This is a genomic window from Sedimentitalea sp. XS_ASV28, from assembly GCF_041224545.1.
Taxonomy (GTDB): Bacteria; Pseudomonadota; Alphaproteobacteria; order Rhodobacterales; family Rhodobacteraceae; genus Sedimentitalea.
The window spans coordinates 38,174-56,447 of the sequence record NZ_JBGFGP010000145.1 but is presented as its reverse complement, the minus strand read 5'-3'; the positions used below and the strand labels follow the sequence as shown (position 1 = coordinate 56,447).

18 protein-coding genes and 1 pseudogene are annotated in these 18,274 nt (G+C 60.8%); 14 read left to right on the top strand and 5 right to left on the bottom strand.

Annotated features, from left to right (window positions below):
- Nucleotides 1-58: 58 nt before the first annotated feature.
- Nucleotides 59-268 (bottom strand): annotated as a pseudogene (locus AB9K34_RS14270) (integrase core domain-containing protein); the annotation flags it as partial.
- 832 nt (nucleotides 269-1,100) lie between these two features.
- Here AB9K34_RS14270 and AB9K34_RS14265 point away from each other — a divergent pair.
- Nucleotides 1,101-1,979: a DUF1403 family protein gene (locus tag AB9K34_RS14265; protein WP_369955099.1), complete on the top strand. Its 879-nt coding sequence runs from the start codon at nucleotides 1,101-1,103 to the stop codon at nucleotides 1,977-1,979.
- Between the two features lie 2 nt (nucleotides 1,980-1,981).
- Nucleotides 1,982-2,581, top strand: coding sequence for an SMC-Scp complex subunit ScpB (locus AB9K34_RS14260; protein WP_369955098.1), 600 nt, complete (start codon nucleotides 1,982-1,984; stop codon nucleotides 2,579-2,581).
- A gap of 37 nt (nucleotides 2,582-2,618) precedes the next feature.
- On the opposite strand, the gene AB9K34_RS14255 is transcribed toward AB9K34_RS14260, so the two are convergent.
- Nucleotides 2,619-3,560: an ImmA/IrrE family metallo-endopeptidase gene (locus tag AB9K34_RS14255; protein WP_369955097.1), complete on the bottom strand. Its 942-nt coding sequence runs from the start codon at nucleotides 3,558-3,560 to the stop codon at nucleotides 2,619-2,621.
- Nucleotides 3,561-4,589: 1,029 nt separating this feature from the next.
- On the opposite strand from AB9K34_RS14255, the gene AB9K34_RS14250 reads away from it, so the two are divergent.
- The 5 genes from AB9K34_RS14250 to AB9K34_RS14230 all read left to right on the top strand — a co-directional run bounded on the left by AB9K34_RS14250 (nucleotide 4,590) and on the right by AB9K34_RS14230 (nucleotide 9,749).
- Entirely contained in the window at nucleotides 4,590-4,805 is a 216-nt protein-coding gene (locus AB9K34_RS14250) for a hypothetical protein (RefSeq protein ID WP_369955096.1), read from the top strand.
- Nucleotides 4,806-4,957: 152 nt separating this feature from the next.
- Nucleotides 4,958-5,272, top strand: a complete 315-nt coding sequence (locus AB9K34_RS14245; protein WP_369955095.1) for a DUF1778 domain-containing protein — start codon at nucleotides 4,958-4,960, stop codon at nucleotides 5,270-5,272.
- A complete protein-coding gene (locus AB9K34_RS14240; protein ID WP_369955094.1) occupies nucleotides 5,262-5,810 on the top strand; it encodes a GNAT family N-acetyltransferase in 549 nt (182 codons plus the stop codon). The genes AB9K34_RS14245 and AB9K34_RS14240 overlap by 11 nt, the downstream gene beginning before the upstream one ends.
- Before the next feature lie 85 nt (nucleotides 5,811-5,895).
- Entirely contained in the window at nucleotides 5,896-7,863 is a 1,968-nt protein-coding gene (locus tag AB9K34_RS14235; protein ID WP_369955093.1) for an ATP-dependent endonuclease, read from the top strand.
- Nucleotides 7,864-7,865: 2 nt separating this feature from the next.
- Complete coding sequence (locus tag AB9K34_RS14230) at nucleotides 7,866-9,749, top strand: UvrD-helicase domain-containing protein (protein WP_369955092.1); 1,884 nt, start codon at nucleotides 7,866-7,868, stop codon at nucleotides 9,747-9,749.
- Nucleotides 9,750-9,806: 57 nt separating this feature from the next.
- On the opposite strand, the gene AB9K34_RS14225 is transcribed toward AB9K34_RS14230, so the two are convergent.
- The 3 genes from AB9K34_RS14225 to AB9K34_RS14215 all read right to left on the bottom strand — a co-directional run bounded on the left by AB9K34_RS14225 (nucleotide 9,807) and on the right by AB9K34_RS14215 (nucleotide 12,262).
- A complete protein-coding gene (locus tag AB9K34_RS14225) occupies nucleotides 9,807-10,388 on the bottom strand; it encodes a Fic/DOC family protein (protein ID WP_369955091.1) in 582 nt (193 codons plus the stop codon).
- A complete protein-coding gene (locus tag AB9K34_RS14220; RefSeq protein WP_369955090.1) occupies nucleotides 10,385-10,603 on the bottom strand; it encodes a hypothetical protein in 219 nt (72 codons plus the stop codon). Before AB9K34_RS14220 ends, AB9K34_RS14225 begins: the two co-directional genes overlap by 4 nt.
- A 750-nt stretch (nucleotides 10,604-11,353) precedes the next feature.
- Nucleotides 11,354-12,262: a LysR substrate-binding domain-containing protein gene (locus AB9K34_RS14215; RefSeq protein WP_369955089.1), complete on the bottom strand. Its 909-nt coding sequence runs from the start codon at nucleotides 12,260-12,262 to the stop codon at nucleotides 11,354-11,356.
- A gap of 124 nt (nucleotides 12,263-12,386) precedes the next feature.
- Between AB9K34_RS14215 and AB9K34_RS14210 the strand changes: the two genes are divergently transcribed.
- The 7 genes from AB9K34_RS14210 to AB9K34_RS14180 all read left to right on the top strand — a co-directional run bounded on the left by AB9K34_RS14210 (nucleotide 12,387) and on the right by AB9K34_RS14180 (nucleotide 18,254).
- On the top strand, nucleotides 12,387-13,340 hold the full coding sequence (locus AB9K34_RS14210; RefSeq protein ID WP_369955088.1) for a tripartite tricarboxylate transporter substrate binding protein: 954 nt from the start codon (nucleotides 12,387-12,389) through the stop codon (nucleotides 13,338-13,340).
- 87 nt (nucleotides 13,341-13,427) lie between these two features.
- Complete coding sequence (locus AB9K34_RS14205; protein ID WP_369955087.1) at nucleotides 13,428-14,627, top strand: mandelate racemase/muconate lactonizing enzyme family protein; 1,200 nt, start codon at nucleotides 13,428-13,430, stop codon at nucleotides 14,625-14,627.
- A gap of 77 nt (nucleotides 14,628-14,704) precedes the next feature.
- Nucleotides 14,705-15,223, top strand: a complete 519-nt coding sequence (locus AB9K34_RS14200) for a tripartite tricarboxylate transporter TctB family protein (protein WP_369955086.1) — start codon at nucleotides 14,705-14,707, stop codon at nucleotides 15,221-15,223.
- Between the two features lie 10 nt (nucleotides 15,224-15,233).
- Entirely contained in the window at nucleotides 15,234-16,730 is a 1,497-nt protein-coding gene (locus tag AB9K34_RS14195; RefSeq protein ID WP_369955085.1) for a tripartite tricarboxylate transporter permease, read from the top strand.
- Nucleotides 16,731-16,753: 23 nt separating this feature from the next.
- The gene (locus tag AB9K34_RS14190; protein WP_369955084.1) at nucleotides 16,754-17,491 is read left to right on the top strand and encodes a ribonuclease activity regulator RraA; all 738 of its coding nucleotides are present in this window, start codon (nucleotides 16,754-16,756) and stop codon (nucleotides 17,489-17,491) included.
- Nucleotides 17,488-17,952, top strand: a complete 465-nt coding sequence (locus AB9K34_RS14185) for a nuclear transport factor 2 family protein (protein ID WP_369955083.1) — start codon at nucleotides 17,488-17,490, stop codon at nucleotides 17,950-17,952. Before AB9K34_RS14190 ends, AB9K34_RS14185 begins: the two co-directional genes overlap by 4 nt.
- A complete protein-coding gene (locus tag AB9K34_RS14180) occupies nucleotides 17,952-18,254 on the top strand; it encodes a YciI family protein (RefSeq protein ID WP_369955082.1) in 303 nt (100 codons plus the stop codon). Before AB9K34_RS14185 ends, AB9K34_RS14180 begins: the two co-directional genes overlap by 1 nt.
- The last annotated feature ends 20 nt before the right edge of the window (nucleotides 18,255-18,274 follow it).

Genomic DNA, 18,274 nt, shown 5'->3' with positions numbered 1-18,274 from the left:
GGTGGTTCGTTTTATTTGAACAGTTTCGGGTTATTTCGTAAGTAGATTTTCCGCTTGGTTAAGCTGCGGCCGGGATTGGTCGTAACGGGTTGAGATATGCCTGATCGGGTGTTTGCCCGTCCAGCGATGAATGCGGTCTCCTACCGTTGTAGAACACCAGATACCGGCGCAGGCTTTCACGCGCAGCCGAGACGCCGTCGTATGCGCGCAGATACACCTCCTCGTATTTGATCGTTCGCCACAGCCGTTCGACGAAGACGTTGCCGCGCGCTACGGGTCGGAGCCTCTTGAGATGATGGTGTACCTGGCGGGACAGGGGGGTAGAGACGTAGGCGCACGGCAGGTTGACGATGTGGCGCCGGATATGCTGAATGGCCTGCTGCGCCCCTTCTGTCGCAAGTGTGATGCCGTTTTGACCGGTGGGGGAGGCAGCGGACCCTTTGAAGGCGGATTTCGCCGCAGGTGTCCCCGAGCTCCAACGCCAGATCAGCGAAATCGTCAGAGGGGACTCAGGCCGTCTCGATCGACTCGAGCGTGGAATTCGCACTCTGTGGGCGCCGCTCGATCGCGACGGGGCGGCCCGGCCTGTTCTCGCGCTCTGGTGCGATGAACCTGGATGGAATTGTCCCTACAAGGCCCGTGCGGCCGTCGGTCGGCCTGCGCCTCTTCAGCACCTAACAGTGCGCTGGCGGGCTCTGACGCTGATGATCCTACATGATCTCTTCGGAGCGGATCTGGTGCCCGGCGCGGTCCTGCCGGAGGCCGCCCTCGTCCTGTTCCTGCGTGTCGCACTATTGCCGTGGCTCACGGATGGGCGGGATCTACGGAACGGCAAAGGAAAGTGCACGATTGACGCTGGAGCGGAACGAGTCCACAGATTGAGCAAGAGGCAGTCCACCGGTTAAATGGAAATTTCCTCGACGAGAGAGGCAATTTCGGCCGAATCCACCCATGAAACTAAAACGACATTGAACTGATTTCCAGCATACTTATTTATGTTCGATAATGCAAACTTATTGGACATAATTGCAATCGGCAAGCTGGGGCGCTTAGGTTGGTATTCTATAGCCAAAAGCGCCGCGCACCTGTAGGCTGCGGCCATGACATTTGCCCGGCCGGATCCCCTCAGCGCCCTTGGCACCCCGTCCAGGATACCCTCCTGGGCCTCTTCCGTGCGCGCGGAAACCTTTGAAGATGTTGCGTTCTTTTCAGGTGCGGCGCTGAGCCATCTGCACTTTGTGCTGGAACGCGAGGAGGTGCCCCGGGCCTTGCTGCGGGACAGGCTGGCGTTGCGGGCGGCGGAGGCTTGCGTCGCGTTTTCCGGGCGCCCGGAGCGGGCCGCAGAGCTGCGCGATGCGATCCACCTTCTGCGCCCCGGCGACCTGCCCGGACCGGCAGGCGAAACCTGCCTTGAATGGCGGCGGGCTGCGGAGCGGCCCCTCTCGGTCAAGGCGCTGGCCCGCGCGCTGCCGGGCATTGAGCCGGGGCAGATCGCCATATGGCTCGACGCGGGACGCGGAGCGCCGGTGACCCGTGCGGCGATGGTTCTGGAGGCGGTGCAGTCCGATGCCCCGCGCGCGCCGGCGCTGGTGCTGGCCGATGCCGCCCTCGCGCAGGCGCTTGGTTGGGCCCATGTGGTCCCGCTGCTGGCCGCGGGCCTGAAACGCGCCGATCTGCGGAAGCAGGGTGATGACCTGCGGCTGGCCTGCCATCGCGCGCTTCTGACTTCGGCGGTCGAAGCGCTGCGTCTCGCTGCCGACCTCACCCGCCGGGCGGCGCATCTGGAGGCGGTCACCCCGAAGCTGCGGGCAAAGGCGGCGGGCGCCGCTGTTGAGATGTTGCTGACCCGCGACGCTGTTGCGCCCGCAGCACTACCCCTGCCGGATCGTGCCGCGCGGCGGCTGTGCGACCGTCTGGTCGATCTTGGTGCGGTGCGCGAGCTGACGGGCCGCGACACCTTCCGGCTCTACGGGGTGTAGAGATGGCGAAGGACAGATCGGAGCCGGAGCTTGACCGCGAGTTGTCCGACCTGCCGCCGGAGCTGAGGTGGCGCGAATGGATGCGCCGGATCGAGGCGGTGCTGTTTGCCAGCGCCTCGCCGGTGCCGCGCGAAGATCTGGCGCGGGTCGTGGGGCAGGGGGTGTCGGTCGATCTGCTGGTCGAGGATCTTAGCGCCAATCTTGAGGGTCGGGCCTTCGAGATCGCCCGTGTCGCCGGTGGCTGGATGTTCCGGACGCGGGCGGCCTACGCCCCCGCGATCCGCGCTGCGGCGGATGTCGGCGACCAGTTGCTGGACCTGAGCGGATTCGACGTCGCGGTGCTGGCGGCCATCGCGTACAACCAGCCGATCACCCGCGACGGGCTGAAGGACATCTTCGGCAAGGAGATCAGCCGCGACCTGATCGGGCGGCTGCATGAACGAGAGCTGATCGGGACCGGGCCAAGGGCGCCGCGTCGCGGGGCGCCCTATACCTTCGTCACCACCACGCAGTTCCTTGTCGCCTTCGGGTTGGCGAGCCTGCGCGATCTTCCCGATCGAGAGCAACTGGAGGATGCGGGATTCTCCGACATGAGCAAGTAGCGATTGATGCTGCTTCTGATGAGGAGATAACCGAAGTCTAGTCGTTTAGTTCAACGCCCTTGTTCTTGTAGACGCGCCAAAGTCCCAGACGCTTGATGCGATACTCAACCAGTTCTGGAGAAGTGCCGAACCAAGCGGCAATCTCAGCGGCTGACTTCCCTGCAGTGACCTGGGATCTCACTTCGGTTTCGGGGAGCATGGTCGCGGAAGCGAGATAGAACGCGTCGTGTTCTTCAGTGCTATCATACGTCCGACCGAACGCGTCGGCGACTTTGGCAATCCGGGTCAGTTTGTGTCCGAGGAGGATGTGCCAGCACTCTTCCAAATATGTAACTTTCTGACGTTCCGGTGTGTGACTGTCGTTCCGCAAAATTGCCCACCTATCCTCTGTCATGTCGAGAGGTACGCTCATGGCTGACCATTCGCGGCCGCCTTGTCCAAGCAAGAACTTCGCGCTTTCGGCACCAAGGCCATGGACATCGGAGATTGTGTAAACATCCACGCCATCAATTCGAATGTTCAGCGCGTCGAGGGGCGCATCTAATGCAACCTCCAAGTCGTCCCGCAGTCCATTCGCCATTTCTTCCATCTCGGATTTGGACAGTGCGACTGCCCCGGCCAACTCAGAGTCGGTTTCGGCGAAGTCCTCGCTGATAGGGAACGCGTTGCTGTTGTTTCGTACGAGTTGTTGTGCCGCCTGCAAGAGGCAGTGTACCGTTTTTGACTGGACGTTCTTCGCTGCGCGGAAGTGAACCAACGCCACACTGTCGAAGGATAGACCAGCATCTTGGGCATCCGGACCGAGCCACTCGATAATCCGAATCGTTGAATTGTTGTCGGGTTCACCCTCGCCGCGCTCAATCCGGGCCAGTGAGGAAAAGCTGATGCCGACGCGCTCTGATAGAGCCCTGATGCTAAGCCCTTCAGATTCGCGCTTTTTCTTCAGCGCTTTGATCAAAGCCTGCTTGTCTGTTTTCATAAGTTAATGCCGTGCTAATCGCACGCCTTGACACGGCGTGCAGTCCTCCCATAGTGTGCTTTTAACACAGAGTCGCACAACATCAAGTGTTCGGGCCTCGGTCCGAGGGCTTCTGGAAAGGGGCGGTAGGAATGAGGAAGAGCATTGAGGGCGACCTTAAAGCCATCGGCTTAGGCCTCGACGCCGGCATTCTGCCGACGGTGTTCAATCGGGGGGTCATTCGGCCCGACAACTCCTCGATTGTCTTGAAACCTTCGGGCCAGGAGAAAGCCGATGCACGGCACCAATCGACACGATCCGCAACCCGACCGTGGGAACGGCCCGCCGGATGGCAAGGGACGACCGGACAATCCCGGGCGCCCGCTTCCGGAGCACCGTTCGTCCAGCCAGGACTACGGTCTCGCTATGCGGAAGGCATAGGGGAATGCCGGGACGCGTACCCGGGTCTGCTCGCGTTTCCTCAAGAAAGGCAGATGTGGCTCTTCACTGAGAGCGATCTGATCGAAGGCCTAGGTAGACGAGCCGCATTTGCCATTCAACTTCCCTACACCACCAGAAGGCCGGTTCGAGCCTGGGGCTTTTGGACTACTGCTGTCAGTAAAACATGGATCGGGCCGAGGCATACGAATTTTCCCGATGGCTCGATTTGCGCATTCGAGCCACGAGACAAGACATGGCTTCCCGGCGGTTCGGTGACCGGACTGCTCGACCTTTATAGCCTCTGGGCCGTGCGACATCTCTACCTCGAGAAATACGGAAAATGGCCCGGCCGGCAATCTGTGCTGATTGCAGCTGAGAGACTGCTCGAACTCGGCGACGATGAGTTTTGCGGATGTGAACATCCATTCGGGAAATACGCCCAATGCTGTCGGTCATCTGACCAGAAGAACGCCTCCGGTTCTGAGTTACTGGATTTTGCAATGAAGACCCGCAGGCCTCCAGCGGAGGTTCTTCGGTTTGTTTGGAACCCAACCAGCCCTCCGCCTCGGAGGAACTACTAACACGCCAGACTTGAGAAGGAGAATTCAGATGGCAGGCAAAGGCAACAGCGGGAGCTATCGCAGCGCGAAATCGGGGCGGTATGTGACAAAGACTTATGGGAAGTCACATCCGCGCACCACGGTAAAAGAAGCGCCTGGCAAGAGCGGTTCTACCGGTGGCAGCTATCGGAGCGCAATTTCCGGTCGCTTCGTGACGGCAAAGCATGGCAAGGCGAACCCGGGTACGACCGTTCGAGAAAAGTGAGTTTGCCTCTCGCTCAGAGAATGTGTTAGCCAGGCTTCGTCCTAACGTACGGAAATTCGCCGTACACTTGACATGTACGACGATATGCCGTACATAGTTTCGTGTGAGCGGCGTCTTGCCGCTTGACGTCGTTTCGGAGCAAGGAGGCAACCATGTTGGCGTTTGAGGATAGCACTGTCGCTGTCGACGAGCCCAAGAGCGCTCGGCTGGAAGCGCGTACACAGCCTTCGGTGAAGGATGTGATCAGTCGCGCAGCAACCCTGAGCGGTGTTGAAGTAAGCTCCTTTGTTGTGAGCGCTGCATACAAGGCCGCGCAGACCACGATTGAAGCTCACAAGTTGACGGCGTTGGAGAGCGAGGCGGATCGTGCTGCGTTCTTTGGCGCTCTTGTGAGTCCTCCGAAGCCGAATAATCGGTTGAAGCAGGCTTTTGCATTGCGCGAGACGCTGATCGCGAATGCCGACTGACGCCGCCGTAGACACCAAGTTCACAATCGAGCCGTTCGATGCCAAGAGCCAGGATCGAACGGCTTTTTCCTGTGGTGTACCTCAAATCGACAATTACCTGAAGCTGACGGCCAAGAAGGGGTCGAAGGCTGATGTCGTCCGGATCTGGGTCGTGCTCGACGAGGACCGCAAAACCCTTGGGTTCTACGGTATCAACATGCATGCCGTCGTTGCAGAGGATATGCCGGAAGCATTGGCCAAGAAAGCACCGAGGCACGGCATGCTGCCAGCCGCGTTCATTTCCATGATAGGTGTCGATCAAACGATGCAGGGCAAGGGCTTGGGCAGCGCATTGCTTGCTGATGCGCTCAACAGGATTGGTCGCGTCTCAGACGAAATCGGAACCTGTGCTGTCCTTCTCGATGTGTTCGACTGCGGAAACCCCGAAACGGTGGCGCGCCGAAAAGCATACTACGAATCCTTCGGCTTCATTCCTTTGCCAGATCAGCCTTTGCGCCTTTTCATGCCGATACAGACCGTGCGGACATTGTCGGGCTAAGAGTTCACGGCATGAAGCCGCGATCTTATTTCGCAGTCATATCGGGACGGCAACGAGGAATCTCGTAGGGGAAGGATTAAACTACGTGTTTATTGAAAGACTCACTCTAACGAATTTTCGTTGTTACGGACCACTTGAGACAAGCGTTGATCTGGGCCCTCGTCTCACTGCTTTTGTCGGCATCAATGGCGCAGGAAAGACTGCCATGATGCAGGCCTTGCAGCGCCTCTTTGGAGTGACGAACGATCAAAGACGACTGCGGCGTGAGGATTTTCACATCCCTACTTCCGAATTGGTCGTGCCGGCTCAGCGGAACCTCGTTCTCGAGGCAATTATTGCCTTCCCAGAGCTAGATGCTGACGGCGGCGATGGCGTGGCAATTCCGGAATTCTTTCACCAGATGGCCGCTGATGAAGCCGGAAAGTTAAAATGCCGGCTTCGACTTGAAGCGACATGGACCGATGATGGTACGCTCGATGGTGCAGTTGAACAGAAATATTGGGCGATCAGAACTTTCGGCGCGTTCACTGACGCTGACTGCATTGATCTGAAGGCAACCGACAGGGCGCGGATCCAAATGCTTTACGTGCCGGCGACGCGAGACGGCGCATCGCAGGTGACGGCATTTTTGCGGGGAAGGTTGTGGCGTGCTATTAACTGGTCGCAAGGGGTACGCGACGCATTCACGAACACCGGCGCAACCTTGAACGGCGCATTTGGGGTGGAGCCGGCCGTTGATGTCATTGCCGCCGCGGTGACTCGGCGGTGGCAAGAAGTGCACACTGCGGGAACTGACGCAACGCCTGTCTTCCGCCCACTTGATCTCCGCTTTGAGCAATTCATCCGTAAGGTCGAAGTGGTCTTCCACCCGGACGAGGCCGGACGGGAGCGAGCTTTTGATGACTTGAGCGACGGACAAAGGTCGCTCTTTCACCTTGCTATGACTGCTGCGGCTCTTGATGTGGAAGCCGGAATCGCCGCAGATCCTGAGAGTGCCGGGTTCCAGGCTGGCGGCGTTCCCCTGCCGGCGCTCACCCTCATCGCGATTGAAGAGCCTGAAAACAATCTTGCTCCCTTCTATCTCTCCCGCATCGTTCGTCAGGTAAAAGACCTGACGAAATCGACACAGGCGCAGGCCGTGGTATCCAGTCATTCTCCGAGCATCCTTGCCCGCGTGGACCCTGCCGAGGTTCGACATTTTCGCCTCGATCCTCTTGATCGCACGGCTCACATCCGTCCGATTAAGCTGCCGACTGGCGAGGAAGAGGCGTCGAAGTTCATTCGTGAAGCGGTCAGGACCTACCCCGAACTTTATTTTGCGCGCTTCGTCGTGTTTGGGGAAGGAGCATCCGAAGAAGTCGTTCTCCCGCGCCTCGCCGATGCAATGGGTCTCGACATTGATCGTTCCTTCGTCTCGGTTGTTCCATTGGGCGGGCGCCATGTGAACCATCTCTGGCGACTGCTGACCGACCTCGACATTCCATACGCGACGCTGCTGGACCTTGATTGGGGGCGAGCTGGTGGTGGGTGGGGACGTATCAAGACTGCATGTACTCAGTTGCTCGCAAATAACGTCGCGCCGCAGGACATTTTTGGAAAGCATCTTGACCCAAAGGGGCCAGATGCCAATCTCGCGGCTTTCGATGCGTGGGCGGTCGAGGACACTGAGAATATCAATAACTGGATGAATTGGCTGCGCCAATTCAACGTCTTCTTCTGCGCGCCCCTCGATCTCGATTATTCGATGCTGAAGGCCCTACCGCTCGCCTACCAGATCGTTGAGCCAGGTCGCCATGGGCCTTCGCCCGCAGGTGAGCCTCGCACGGCGGTGCTCGGCGACGACGGTTTGCCTCATCTCTATGCCACCGACCAGGATGTCTTGATGCGTTGGTATCGCTACTTGTTCTTAGGACGCGGCAAGCCGAGCACCCACGTTCGGGTTCTGAGTGGACAAGTGCCAGCTGCTCTCGCGGCCGCCGCTCCTGAAGAGTTGCGCGCGCTCGTTACCTCGATTGCAGCGCGGCTTGCCCCGCCACCTCCCCCCGCAGCCTGACCATGCGCCTCATTCGACCAGATGACTGGCGCCCCAGTGGCATTGATGATCTCGAACCAGAGGCATGGAATGCCTTGCGTTACCCAAGCTCGGCTTGCGTTGTAGCTGGTCCTGGCGCCGGCAAGACCGAATTTCTGGCACAACGCGCCGACTATCTGCTTGAGACGGGCCTCTGCCGCGCGCCGCATCGCGTGCTGGCGATTTCCTTCAAAACAGATGCGGCTAACAATCTCGCGGCGCGTGTCCGCCAAAGGTGCCCACCAGAGTTTGCCAACCGGTTCGTGTCGGTCACTTTTGATGCTTTCACCAAGAGTCTGGTGGATCGCTTTCTCAACGCCATCCCGGCGGACTGGCGCCCGACCCGGCCTTATGAAATCGCCTTTCCAAAGCACAAGGCGATTGAGGGTTTCCTCACAACCGCCCGACTCCATGCACCGCCAGAATGGCATTCGGAAATCGCTGGCTATGGCCCAAGCAACTTTGAACCCAAGGTCGTTGGTAGTTATCGCCTGCCAATGGGGCCTATCGCGCCTCAAAATGCCGCTGAATTCGCCGTCGCCCGCTGGTGGGCAGCGCAATTGCGGCCTGGGCAAACCTCTTCGCTCACATTCGTTGGCATCAATCGGCTCGCGGAGCTGCTGCTCCGTGCCAATCCCCACATCCGTCGGGCGCTTGTCGCCACATATCCCTTCGTGTTTGTCGATGAATTCCAAGACACCACCTACGCGCAATACGACTTTCTGTTGTCGGCCTTCCATGGTGGACAGACAGTTGTCACTGGCGTCGGTGACGACAAGCAGCGGATCATGGTCTTCGCTGGCGCACGCCATGACGCTTTCCAGCGGTTGCAGGCCGATTTCGGAGGCGCCCGCTTTCCCCTCCTCTTTAACTTCCGTTCCTCGCCCGACCTGGTCGCTATCCAGCACGTTGTCGCGCGCGCGCTGGATCCGGATGCCGCCCCAATGGTCGCTCAAACTGTCTGCCAAGTCGATGGCGACGTGGCTCAGGTCTGGACCAGCCAGACCAAGGAGGCGGAAGCTACCCACCTGGCTCAATGGATTGCCAACGATATGGTCTCACGCGGCCGCGCACCGCGCGACTACGCACTCCTCGTGAAGCAGAAATCCGATGAATACGAGCAAGAAGTCGCGGGAGCTTTTGCGGCTCATGGCCTGCAGATCCGCAACGAGAGCCATGCACTTGGGAAAACCTCTCTTCAGGATTTGCTTTCCGACGAGTTGACCCGCCTTGCGATCTCTATCTTTCGGCTTGGCGCGACCCGTCGTGCACCGGCTGCTTGGCAACTGGTCGCGACGTCTGTCTTGGCACTACGTGCCGTTGGAAACCATGAAGACGCGCGCGCAACCAGAGTCGAGGCTGAACTCACCGCATTTCTCGCTAAATTGCGCACCGACATGGCGGCAACTGCCCCATCGAAGCAAATCGCCCTCGACTTCATCACACGGATATTCGACTACCTGGACCTGGATGCGATCTCTCGCACGTATCCCGAGTATGGCGTTGGCGATCTGCTCAAGATCATACTTGAAGCGTTTTGCATTCATTTATTTGCATCTGTCGACGGCGCGCCGAATTGGACTGCATGCTTGGACGCGTTCGAGGGTGTCAATCAGATCCCGATGATGACAGTCCATAAGAGCAAGGGGCTCGAATTCGACACGATAGTTTTCTTGGGCCTCGACGACCGAGCCTGGTGGGCCCATACCCCCGGCGACCCCGAAGGCGTTGCCGCTTTTTTTGTCGCCCTCTCCCGTGCGAAGCAGCGCGCTATATTCGCTTTTTGCCAACAACGCGGCCAACGAAACAACGTCGCTGAGCTCTACCAACTCCTCACGGCAGCCGGAGTGCCAGAGATCGCGATATGATGGACACGGAAGTTGTTCAAGTATGCGCCGTGCCTTTGATGCTAGCGCTGGCCGCTGTCAGTCTGCCATCTTGATGATTGCGTCCACAAGTGGGCTTTCGTCCCCTGCAAAGCTCGCTATCATTGCCTGCATGAACTCATCTTCATCAATATTATCCTCGATCATCTCAAGCCCCGCGACCTGCATAAGGATATCGAGTAAAGTAAGTTGGCAACGCCCATTCCCCTCTCGGAACGGATGGACGGCGTTTATGTCGGCGATGTAGTGGGCTGCACGTAGGGCAAAGTCCTGCAAACTGGTCGTGTCGGCTAGGTGGTTCTCTTCGCTGAGTTCGCGAAAAATCCGGTTCATCTCGGTGTCGATGTACTCTGGATAGCAAAACCAATTTCCGCCCTTGGCTGTGCGAATTTGTCGAGGCTTTCCGGCCCAGCTGTAGACGTCTTGGAAGAAATGGTGGTGGATGGCCCGGTAGTGGGCATAGTCGAGCGCACCTTCCGGCAAAGGCTCTTCGGACCTGGTCAGGAACATAAGTTGCTCGAATTGATCAAGTTCATCTTGATCTATCAGGTCTGCCTTGTTTCGTAGAACACCCGTGCCGGGATAACAGAGTGGATCTTCGGAGACGTCGTACCGGCTCATCTTCCTTTTTTCGTCGTAAACGAGCCGGTAATCGCTGAACGAAGTGCATCGCCCTTGAGCCCACGATCAGAATAGGTCTTGAGCGTCATGGCCGATTTTGAACTGGTCGCAACACCCTCAACCTTGGCAAACTTCGTGGCCTTGTCCTTGCCCAACGGCTTGGTCGTGAAGCGTCCTGTGGTCGCTGATCTTTTGAGAGCGGTGTTCTTGTTCATGGAGCCGATCTTATCACGGTCTGAGTTGAATGTGTATGAAGATTCCAGGCGGGGTCATGCCTGTAGCTTGGTCTTCTTGGTGGCCTCTGATTGTTGTTAGGTTAGCGGTCTCTCGCACGGTATGAGTGTAGGACGGTCTGATTGTCACCGATCGAGATCCCCGCGCGGTCGCGCAGGGATCACACGGGAGGGGGGCCCCTAACGCCAAACGGCCCCTGCATCCATGGGCCGCGCCAGGGCGCGTCCGTTTAGGGAACCGCCGGTTCCCCCACGCAAGGCCGCTCGCTTAACGGATCGAAGGGGTTTCCCCAACCACGGTCTCGGCCGGGGGCCGAGCTGCGTGGCCGGGTGATCCCCCTCCCCATCGATCCTACGAGCAACCTTGCGTGGGCCCCCCTCCTGCCCTCGCCGGGAGGCAGGCTTTCAGGAGAGGGCCGCTTGCAGCGGACCTCGCCAGAAACCCCGCCCCAATTTTCGGCACCCAGACCGAACAGGGCATTACGATGAAGGAGGGCCACATATGGCTGATTATCAATGCACCGCTTGCGGCGAGGTCGCGGTGGTTGGGAGCACGATCGTCTTTGCTTGCGCAGGTAAACTGACGACGCGTAAGTGACATTTTTGGCGAGGATCTGGCCCGGAGCCTTTGTGCGTTCCGCTTCGATCCACCATTGCCAAATCTTACGCGTGGATCGGCGCGGGCGTCTGAACTCTCTGACCAGTGGCCAAAGTGCCTCGGAACGCCTCCGATCAGGGGTGCAGTCTGGGCGGCAGCGCCAGACCAACTTCGCAGATGAAGCGGGTGATCTGATCCACCAGCGGGCGCTGCGTCTCGCGGTGTGTCACGATATGCGTCAATGCCTGAGATGTGCCGCTCTCGACAAGTGGGCGGAAGGTAACGTTTCGGCGTTGCACACAGATGGCATGTCCGGACACAACAGACAGCCCGAGCCCCACGCTGACCAGCGACAATATCCCCTCCGCATGGGCGAGTGACTGAATGATTTTTGGGGCAACGGCGTTCTGCGCGAAGATCGCTTGTTGAACCGAGTGCATATAAGGTCCCTTCGGGCCATAGGCGATAAAGGGTTCGCCCTGCAGATCCTGCGGTCGAAGGGTCGCGCGTGTGGCCAAAGGGTGATCATCGGGCAGCGCGACGAGAAGGTCTTCCCGCAGCACGATGCTGGACGTGAGGCGCGGCGTCAGCGACGTGGGCCGGGCCAGGCCGATGTCGATGTCACCGAAGCCAAATGCATCGATCTGCTGCAAGGCGTTCAGTTCCTTCAACTCCAGGGTCACGCGTGGATAATGCTTGGCCATGGCCACCATGATGCTGGGCAGAAGATAGAAACTCGCAGCGCCGTAGAAACCCATGCGCAAACGGCCTTCGGGTTCATCGCCGGCTTCGTTCATCATGGCCTCAAGATCCTGGGCACGCTGCAGCAGAGACTGCGCCTCCGGCAGGAACCGCAACCCGGCGGCGGTGAGCTCGACGGTCTGACTGTTGCGCTCCAGAAGCCGCTGGCCTAGCCGTTCTTCCAGCAGGCGGATCTGCCGGCTGAGCGGGGGCTGGGTCATGTGCAGCTTTTGGGCCGCCCTGCCAAAGTGGAGTTCGGATGCGACGGCGACAAAGCAGCGGAGATGAGACAGATCAAGCATGATACACAGATTGAATTTTAACAAGTCATACGTAATATTAGATTTGAATTAATGGCGCGTCTACCTTCCCGTCATTCGCCCTGCTCGCATCCGCGGGCTGGTGAGTTCAGGAGGAGGACAAACAATGAAATTCAATAAATCTATCAAGGGTGTACTTGTCGCCGCCGCGCTTGGAGCTGCTGGCGTCATGCCGGCACGTGCGGCCGAGATCGATTATCCTGTCGACAGTGTGCGCCTGATCGTACCGGCCAACCCGGGCGGTGGCACCGACACCGACGCCCGCCTTTTTGCAGAGTTTCTGGGCAAGTACACCGGGGCGAACGTCGCCGTGGTGAACCAGTTCGCCGGCGGCGGGGTGGTGGCGGCACAGACTGTCGCGACAGGCAAGAAAGACGGCTCGGAACTGCTGCTCTACCACACCTCGATCCATGTGGCGAAGCTGACCGGCACCTGGCCCTTCGGCCACGCCGATTTCACGCCGCTGGCGACTGTTGCGCAATTCGACGACGTGGTCGTCGCCCGCGCCGATGCGCCCTATGATACGCTTGCGGATTTTGTGGCCTATGCCAAGGCGCATGCCGGCGATGCCACATTCGGCTCTCAGATCGGCGGAACCACCGAAATCAAGGGCAAGGCGATCGCCGAAGCCGCCGGGGGCAGCCTGCGGGTCGTGGATGCCGGGTCCGAATCCGACCGCATCACCGCGCTGCTGGGCGGGCAGGTCGACGCCATCCCGATGGGTGTGAACAACGCCCAGCAATATGTGGAAACCGGCCAGCTCAAGGTGCTCGCCATTCTCAACGAAGTCGCCAGCCCCTTTGCGCCCGACTGGCCCACGGCACCGTCGCAGGGGATCGAGCTGTCCTTCCCGCTGGTGTTCCAGGTTTATGCGCCCGCCGATGTGGACCCGGCCGTTGTCACTGCCGTCGACGCGGTCATCGAGCGGATGAAATCCGATCCGGAGGTCGAGGCCGCATTCACCCGCGCCAAGCAGGTGCTGAGCCTGCGCGGAAGCGCCGAGACCCGCGATTTCATCGAACAGGAACACGATTTCGTCGCTTCCTACGTGACCGAGTAACGCCCCCTCCCGGCGTTCTCTCCCGGCCGCGCGAGGGCGTTCCCCCCTTGCGCGGCACCCCATCCCTACAGCCAAAGGACAGATCCCATGAAGGATTTCAGCGACGGCAAACGCCTGCTGCCCGTCAACCCGCTCAACGCTGGCCACCCGCCGGGAGAAGCCACCATCGACCGCATCGCAGGGGTGCAGCTGTCGCTGGTGTACCTGCCGCTGCATTCTCCGATTTCCGACGCGAAGGTGCTGGCGGGGCGGCAGAAGCCGCTGACCGAAATCGCCTTTCTGTTCTGCGAGATCAAGACCGAGGAAGGGTTCGAGGGCGTCGGCTATTCGTATTCGAAACGGGCCGGTGGTCCCGGCCAGTACCAGCATGCCTGCGAAATCGCCGACGCGATCCTTGGCGAAGACCCAAGCGACATCGCGCGGCTCTGGGACAAGATGGTCTGGGCCGGGGCGTCGGTCGGGCGGTCGGGTCTGTCGACGCAAGCCGTCGCCGCCTTCGACATCGCGCTGTGGGATCTGAAAGCGCGGCGCGCGAACCTGCCGCTGGCCAAGCTGCTGGGCGCACATCGTGACAGCGTGCGCTGCTACAACACCTCCGGCGGTTACCTGTCGATGGAGATCGACGAGGTGAAGGACCGTGTCAGCATGGCGCTGGAACAGGGGATCGGCGCGGTCAAACTGAAGGTCGGCCAGCCCGATCCGATGATCGACCTGGCGCGGATCGAGGCGGTGCGCGAACACGTGGGCGGCAACGTGCCGCTGGCCATCGACGCCAACCAGCAATGGGATCGGACCACTGCGCTGCGCTTTGGTCGTATCGCCGAGCAGTTCAACCTGACCTGGATCGAGGAGCCGCTGGACGCCTACGACTACGAAGGCCACGCGGCACTTGCCCGTGAGCTGGCGACGCCGATCGCCACGGGGGAGATGCTGACCTCGGTGGCCGAGCATTACGAACTTATCCGGCATGACTCGGTCGATTTCATCCAGCCCGACGCCCCGCGCGTGGGGGGGGTGACGCCCTTCCTCAAGATCTGCGCACTGGCCGATCACAAGAAGTTGAAGCTCGCGCCGCATTATTGCATGGAGATCCACCTGCACCTGACCGCCGCCTATGGGCAGGAGCCCTGGGTCGAGCACTTCGAATGGTCCGAGGCGATGTTCGAAGACAAGCTTGAGGTCAAGGATGGCCGCATGATCGTGCCGAACCGTCCGGGCCTTGGTCTGACGCTCTCTGGCCAGATGCGTGCCTGGACCCGTGAAAGCGCGACCTTCGGCAAGTTCTGAAGATCCAGTGAGGGCCCGGGGAGGGGCCTCTGGGGAACGCCCGCACCGGCGTTCCCCGACCCAAGGGAGGAGACAAGATGACCATCGTTCCCAATCTGTTTTTCATCGTCGTCGGCGCCGGGATGCTGTGGCAGATCCTGATTGCGCCCCCGGGACGGCTGCCGCAACCGGGCGATCCGGGGCCGTGGGTTCTACCGACCGCTCTCGCCGTTCTGATGATCGTGCTGGGGTGTGTCGAACTGTGGCGCGGGATGCGTCGCAAGGAAGTGCAGCTCTCAGAGAGCACGCTGGAGGCGATCAAGTCCGAGCGCCGGGAGAAGGACGCGGCGGGGGTTGAGACGCTTGCACCTCCGAAATGGCCCGCCCGGATCGTCTTTGTCGTGGCGCTTCTGGCCTATGTGATGCTGTTCACCCGGCTGGGGTTCACATTGTCGACCTTTGCCTTCCTGCTCGTTGCCGTCACCGCGCTCGCGGGCCCGACCCTTCGCGGGATTGGCTTGGGCGTGGTGATCGGTGCCGTGGCAAGCCTGTGCATTGGCTGGCTACTGGCGGGCGTCGTCGGCGTTCCGCTGCCCGGCGTGCTGCTGTTGCCGTGAGGAGCGCGACATGATTTCCCTGTTCTTCGAAAACCTTGCCGCCCTGGCCGAGCCTGCGACGCTGGCCTTCATGCTGGGCGGGCTGCTGTTCGGCCTCTTCTTTGGCGCGCTTCCGGGCCTGTCCGCCGCGATGGCCGTGGCGATCCTGCTGCCGCTGACCTTTTCCCTGACCCCCAATGTCGGGATGGCGATGCTGGTCGCGGCCTACCTTGGCGGCATTTCGGGCGGGTTGGTGTCGGCCACGCTGCTGCGCATCCCCGGCACGCCATCCTCCATTGCCACGACCTTTGACGCCTACCCGCTGGCGCAGCAGGGCCAGCCGGTCAAGGCGCTGGCCACGGGCATCATCGCCTCGGCCGTGGGTTCGATCCTGTCGCTGATCGTGCTGGTCGCCTGCGCGCCGGTCATCGCCAGATTCGCCATCAAGATCGGGGCTGCCGAATATGCCACCCTGACGCTGGCGGCGATGATGCTTGTGGTGATCCTGGCGCAGGCGAACCTTGCCAAGGGGCTGATGGCGACCGCTTTCGGCATTGCATTGGCCACCATCGGATTTGCCCCCATCGGCGCGACCCAGCGGTTTGCCTTCGGGCAGGTGGATCTGATGGCGGGGATCTCGATCATCCCTTTCATGGTCGGGCTGTTCGCCGTGTCGACCGTCATCGCGCAACTGATGCAACCCTCGCTGAAGCTGCCCGCGAATATGCAGCTGGGTGGCAAGGGGATCGGCATCACCCTCGCCGAATTCCTCGGCAACGGGTGGAACATGATCCGCTCCTCGGCCATCGGCATCGCCATCGGTGTGCTGCCGGGCATTGGTGGCACCGCGTCGAACCTGATCGCCTATGCCGCAGCGCGCCAGCAATCGAAGGAGCCCGAGAAATTCGGCAAGGGTGCGATCGAAGGGGTCTATGCTTCGGAAAGCGCCAATAACGCTTCGGTTGGCGGTGCGCTGCTGCCGCTGCTGACGCTGGGCATTCCCGGCGACGGTGTAACCGCGATCCTGATCGGTGGCTTTACCATCCACGGCCTGCAACCCGGACCCCTTCTGCTCAGCAAGGAACCCAGCCTGATCGCAATGATCTATGCGGCCTTCCTGATCGGCACGCTGCTGCTGCTGGCGGTACAGCTCTTTACGATCCGTATCTTCCCGCGGGTGCTGGGCGTATCGCGCAGCGTGCTGTTACCGCTTCTGGTGGTGCTGATGGTCACGGGCACGTTCGTCTCGGACAACCGCCTGTTCGACGTGTGGCTGATGCTGGGCTTTGGCGTGATGGGTTACCTCTTTGAACGCGGCGGCTACCCGCTGGGCCCGATGGTGCTGGGTTTCGTTCTGGCGCCGATCCTCGAGACCAACTTCCGCCGCGCGCTCAGCTATTCCGAAGGCGACTGGTCCGTCTTCGTCACTCGCCCGGTGTCGGCCGTCTTCGTCGCCGCCGCGCTGATCCTGCTGATCGCAGGGCTACGCAGCGCATGGCGCAGCCGACAGGCCACCCCCGCAGAATGATCCCTAAAAGACAGGAGACAATCATGTCCCAGAACATCGAAATCACGTCAGAAACGCTGGAGCTGCTGCGCAAGTGCGGGCAGGGCACCCTGACCACACAGCTGTTCAAACGCGGCTATCGGCAGCAGTTCCTCGTGGGCCTCGCGCCCTTGTCGAAGACCTCGGGCCGCTTCGTCGGCGAAGCCTTCACCCTGCGGTTCATCCCCTCGCGCGAGGACAAGGACTGGGATCTGGGCGATCTCAAGGCGCGTGGCGAGGACAATGTGCAATGGGAGGCGGTCGAAGAGATCGGCCCGGGCCAGGTGCTGATGATCGACAGCCGCAATGACCCCCGCGCGGCCTCGGCCGGCAACATGCTGATGACGCGGATGATGCGCAAAGGTGTGGCCGCTGCCGTGACCGACGGCGCCTTCCGTGACGGGGCCGAGATTTCCGAAATGGACTTCCCCGCTTATTGCCGCGCCAACACTGCCACGACCCGCCCGGCCTATCATCGCGCCATTGCCATGCAGGAACCGATTGGCTGTGCCGACGTCGCGGTCTACCCCGGTGACATCGTGGTGGGCGACGCCGACGGCGTGACCGTCATTCCCCGCCACATCGCCGCAGAGGTTGCCAGCGACAGCTACGAACAGGAACGCCGCGAAACCTTCCTCTTTACCAAGATCGACGCTGGCGCCTCGCTTTTCGGCACCTATCCCGCCGGGCCGGAGACGCTGGAGGAATATCAAAAATGGCTGGCAGAAGGAAACGACCTGTGACCACGCCCGCGCAAAAGGCCGAGGCTTTGATCCGGCACTACTTCGACATGTGCAACGCAGGCGATCGCCAGGGCCTGATCGACTGTTTCACCGCTGACGGCACCCATTACTTCCCCCCCGGCCTGCCCGGCGCGCCCTGGCGCGGGGCCGAGGCCGTGGCCGATGGCTGGGTCCGCTGTGTCGAGACGCTGGGGTCGAAATGGACCATCGAGAAGGTGCTGGCGGCCGAAGATGGCCTTGAGGCCGTGATCGAATGGACCCATTGGAAAACCGGGGTGGGTGAGGCGCTGCGTGGCGACGAGTGGTATGTCTTCAACGAAGACATCACGAAAATCCGCGAGATCCGCGCCTATTACGCCAGCCCCGTCGACAAGTCGCAGCCGATCAACAAGCTGCACGACTTCGATTACGAGAGCCGCGGCTATCACATGGCACCCCCGGCGGTCGCGGGGCGCGACTGATGCAACAGTTTGCCCTCATCTGCCGCGACGCGCCGGATGCACTGGCGGCCCGCATGGCGGCCCGTGCGGACCACATGGCCGGACTCAAGACCGAACGCACAGCGGGCCACATGGTCGACGGAGGCGCCATGCTGGACGAAGCCGGTAACATGGTTGGCTCCGTCGTGCTCTGCCAGTTCGAGAGCCGTGCCGCCCTGGACGATTACCTCTCGCGCGAGATCTACGCGCGGGAGGGTATCTGGGGCGAGATCGAAATCATTCCGATGCGCTTTGTGAATTGGCACGGGCTGATGGCCGACTGACCGGCCATCGCACCACCGAC

Coding starts and splice junctions, on each gene's coding strand:
- AB9K34_RS14190 (WP_369955084.1), top strand. CDS start 16,754: ATGTCCCAGAACATCGAAATCACGTCAGAAACGCTGGAGCTGCTGCGC.
- AB9K34_RS14215 (WP_369955089.1), bottom strand. CDS start 12,262: ATGCTTGATCTGTCTCATCTCCGCTGCTTTGTCGCCGTCGCATCCGAA.
- AB9K34_RS14210 (WP_369955088.1), top strand. CDS start 12,387: ATGAAATTCAATAAATCTATCAAGGGTGTACTTGTCGCCGCCGCGCTT.
- AB9K34_RS14225 (WP_369955091.1), bottom strand. CDS start 10,388: ATGAGCCGGTACGACGTCTCCGAAGATCCACTCTGTTATCCCGGCACG.
- AB9K34_RS14240 (WP_369955094.1), top strand. CDS start 5,262: ATGCCGACTGACGCCGCCGTAGACACCAAGTTCACAATCGAGCCGTTC.
- AB9K34_RS14205 (WP_369955087.1), top strand. CDS start 13,428: ATGAAGGATTTCAGCGACGGCAAACGCCTGCTGCCCGTCAACCCGCTC.
- AB9K34_RS14245 (WP_369955095.1), top strand. CDS start 4,958: ATGTTGGCGTTTGAGGATAGCACTGTCGCTGTCGACGAGCCCAAGAGC.
- AB9K34_RS14265 (WP_369955099.1), top strand. CDS start 1,101: ATGACATTTGCCCGGCCGGATCCCCTCAGCGCCCTTGGCACCCCGTCC.
- AB9K34_RS14260 (WP_369955098.1), top strand. CDS start 1,982: ATGGCGAAGGACAGATCGGAGCCGGAGCTTGACCGCGAGTTGTCCGAC.
- AB9K34_RS14250 (WP_369955096.1), top strand. CDS start 4,590: ATGGCAGGCAAAGGCAACAGCGGGAGCTATCGCAGCGCGAAATCGGGG.
- AB9K34_RS14200 (WP_369955086.1), top strand. CDS start 14,705: ATGACCATCGTTCCCAATCTGTTTTTCATCGTCGTCGGCGCCGGGATG.
- AB9K34_RS14195 (WP_369955085.1), top strand. CDS start 15,234: ATGATTTCCCTGTTCTTCGAAAACCTTGCCGCCCTGGCCGAGCCTGCG.
- AB9K34_RS14180 (WP_369955082.1), top strand. CDS start 17,952: ATGCAACAGTTTGCCCTCATCTGCCGCGACGCGCCGGATGCACTGGCG.
- AB9K34_RS14255 (WP_369955097.1), bottom strand. CDS start 3,560: ATGAAAACAGACAAGCAGGCTTTGATCAAAGCGCTGAAGAAAAAGCGC.
- AB9K34_RS14220 (WP_369955090.1), bottom strand. CDS start 10,603: ATGAACAAGAACACCGCTCTCAAAAGATCAGCGACCACAGGACGCTTC.
- AB9K34_RS14230 (WP_369955092.1), top strand. CDS start 7,866: ATGCGCCTCATTCGACCAGATGACTGGCGCCCCAGTGGCATTGATGAT.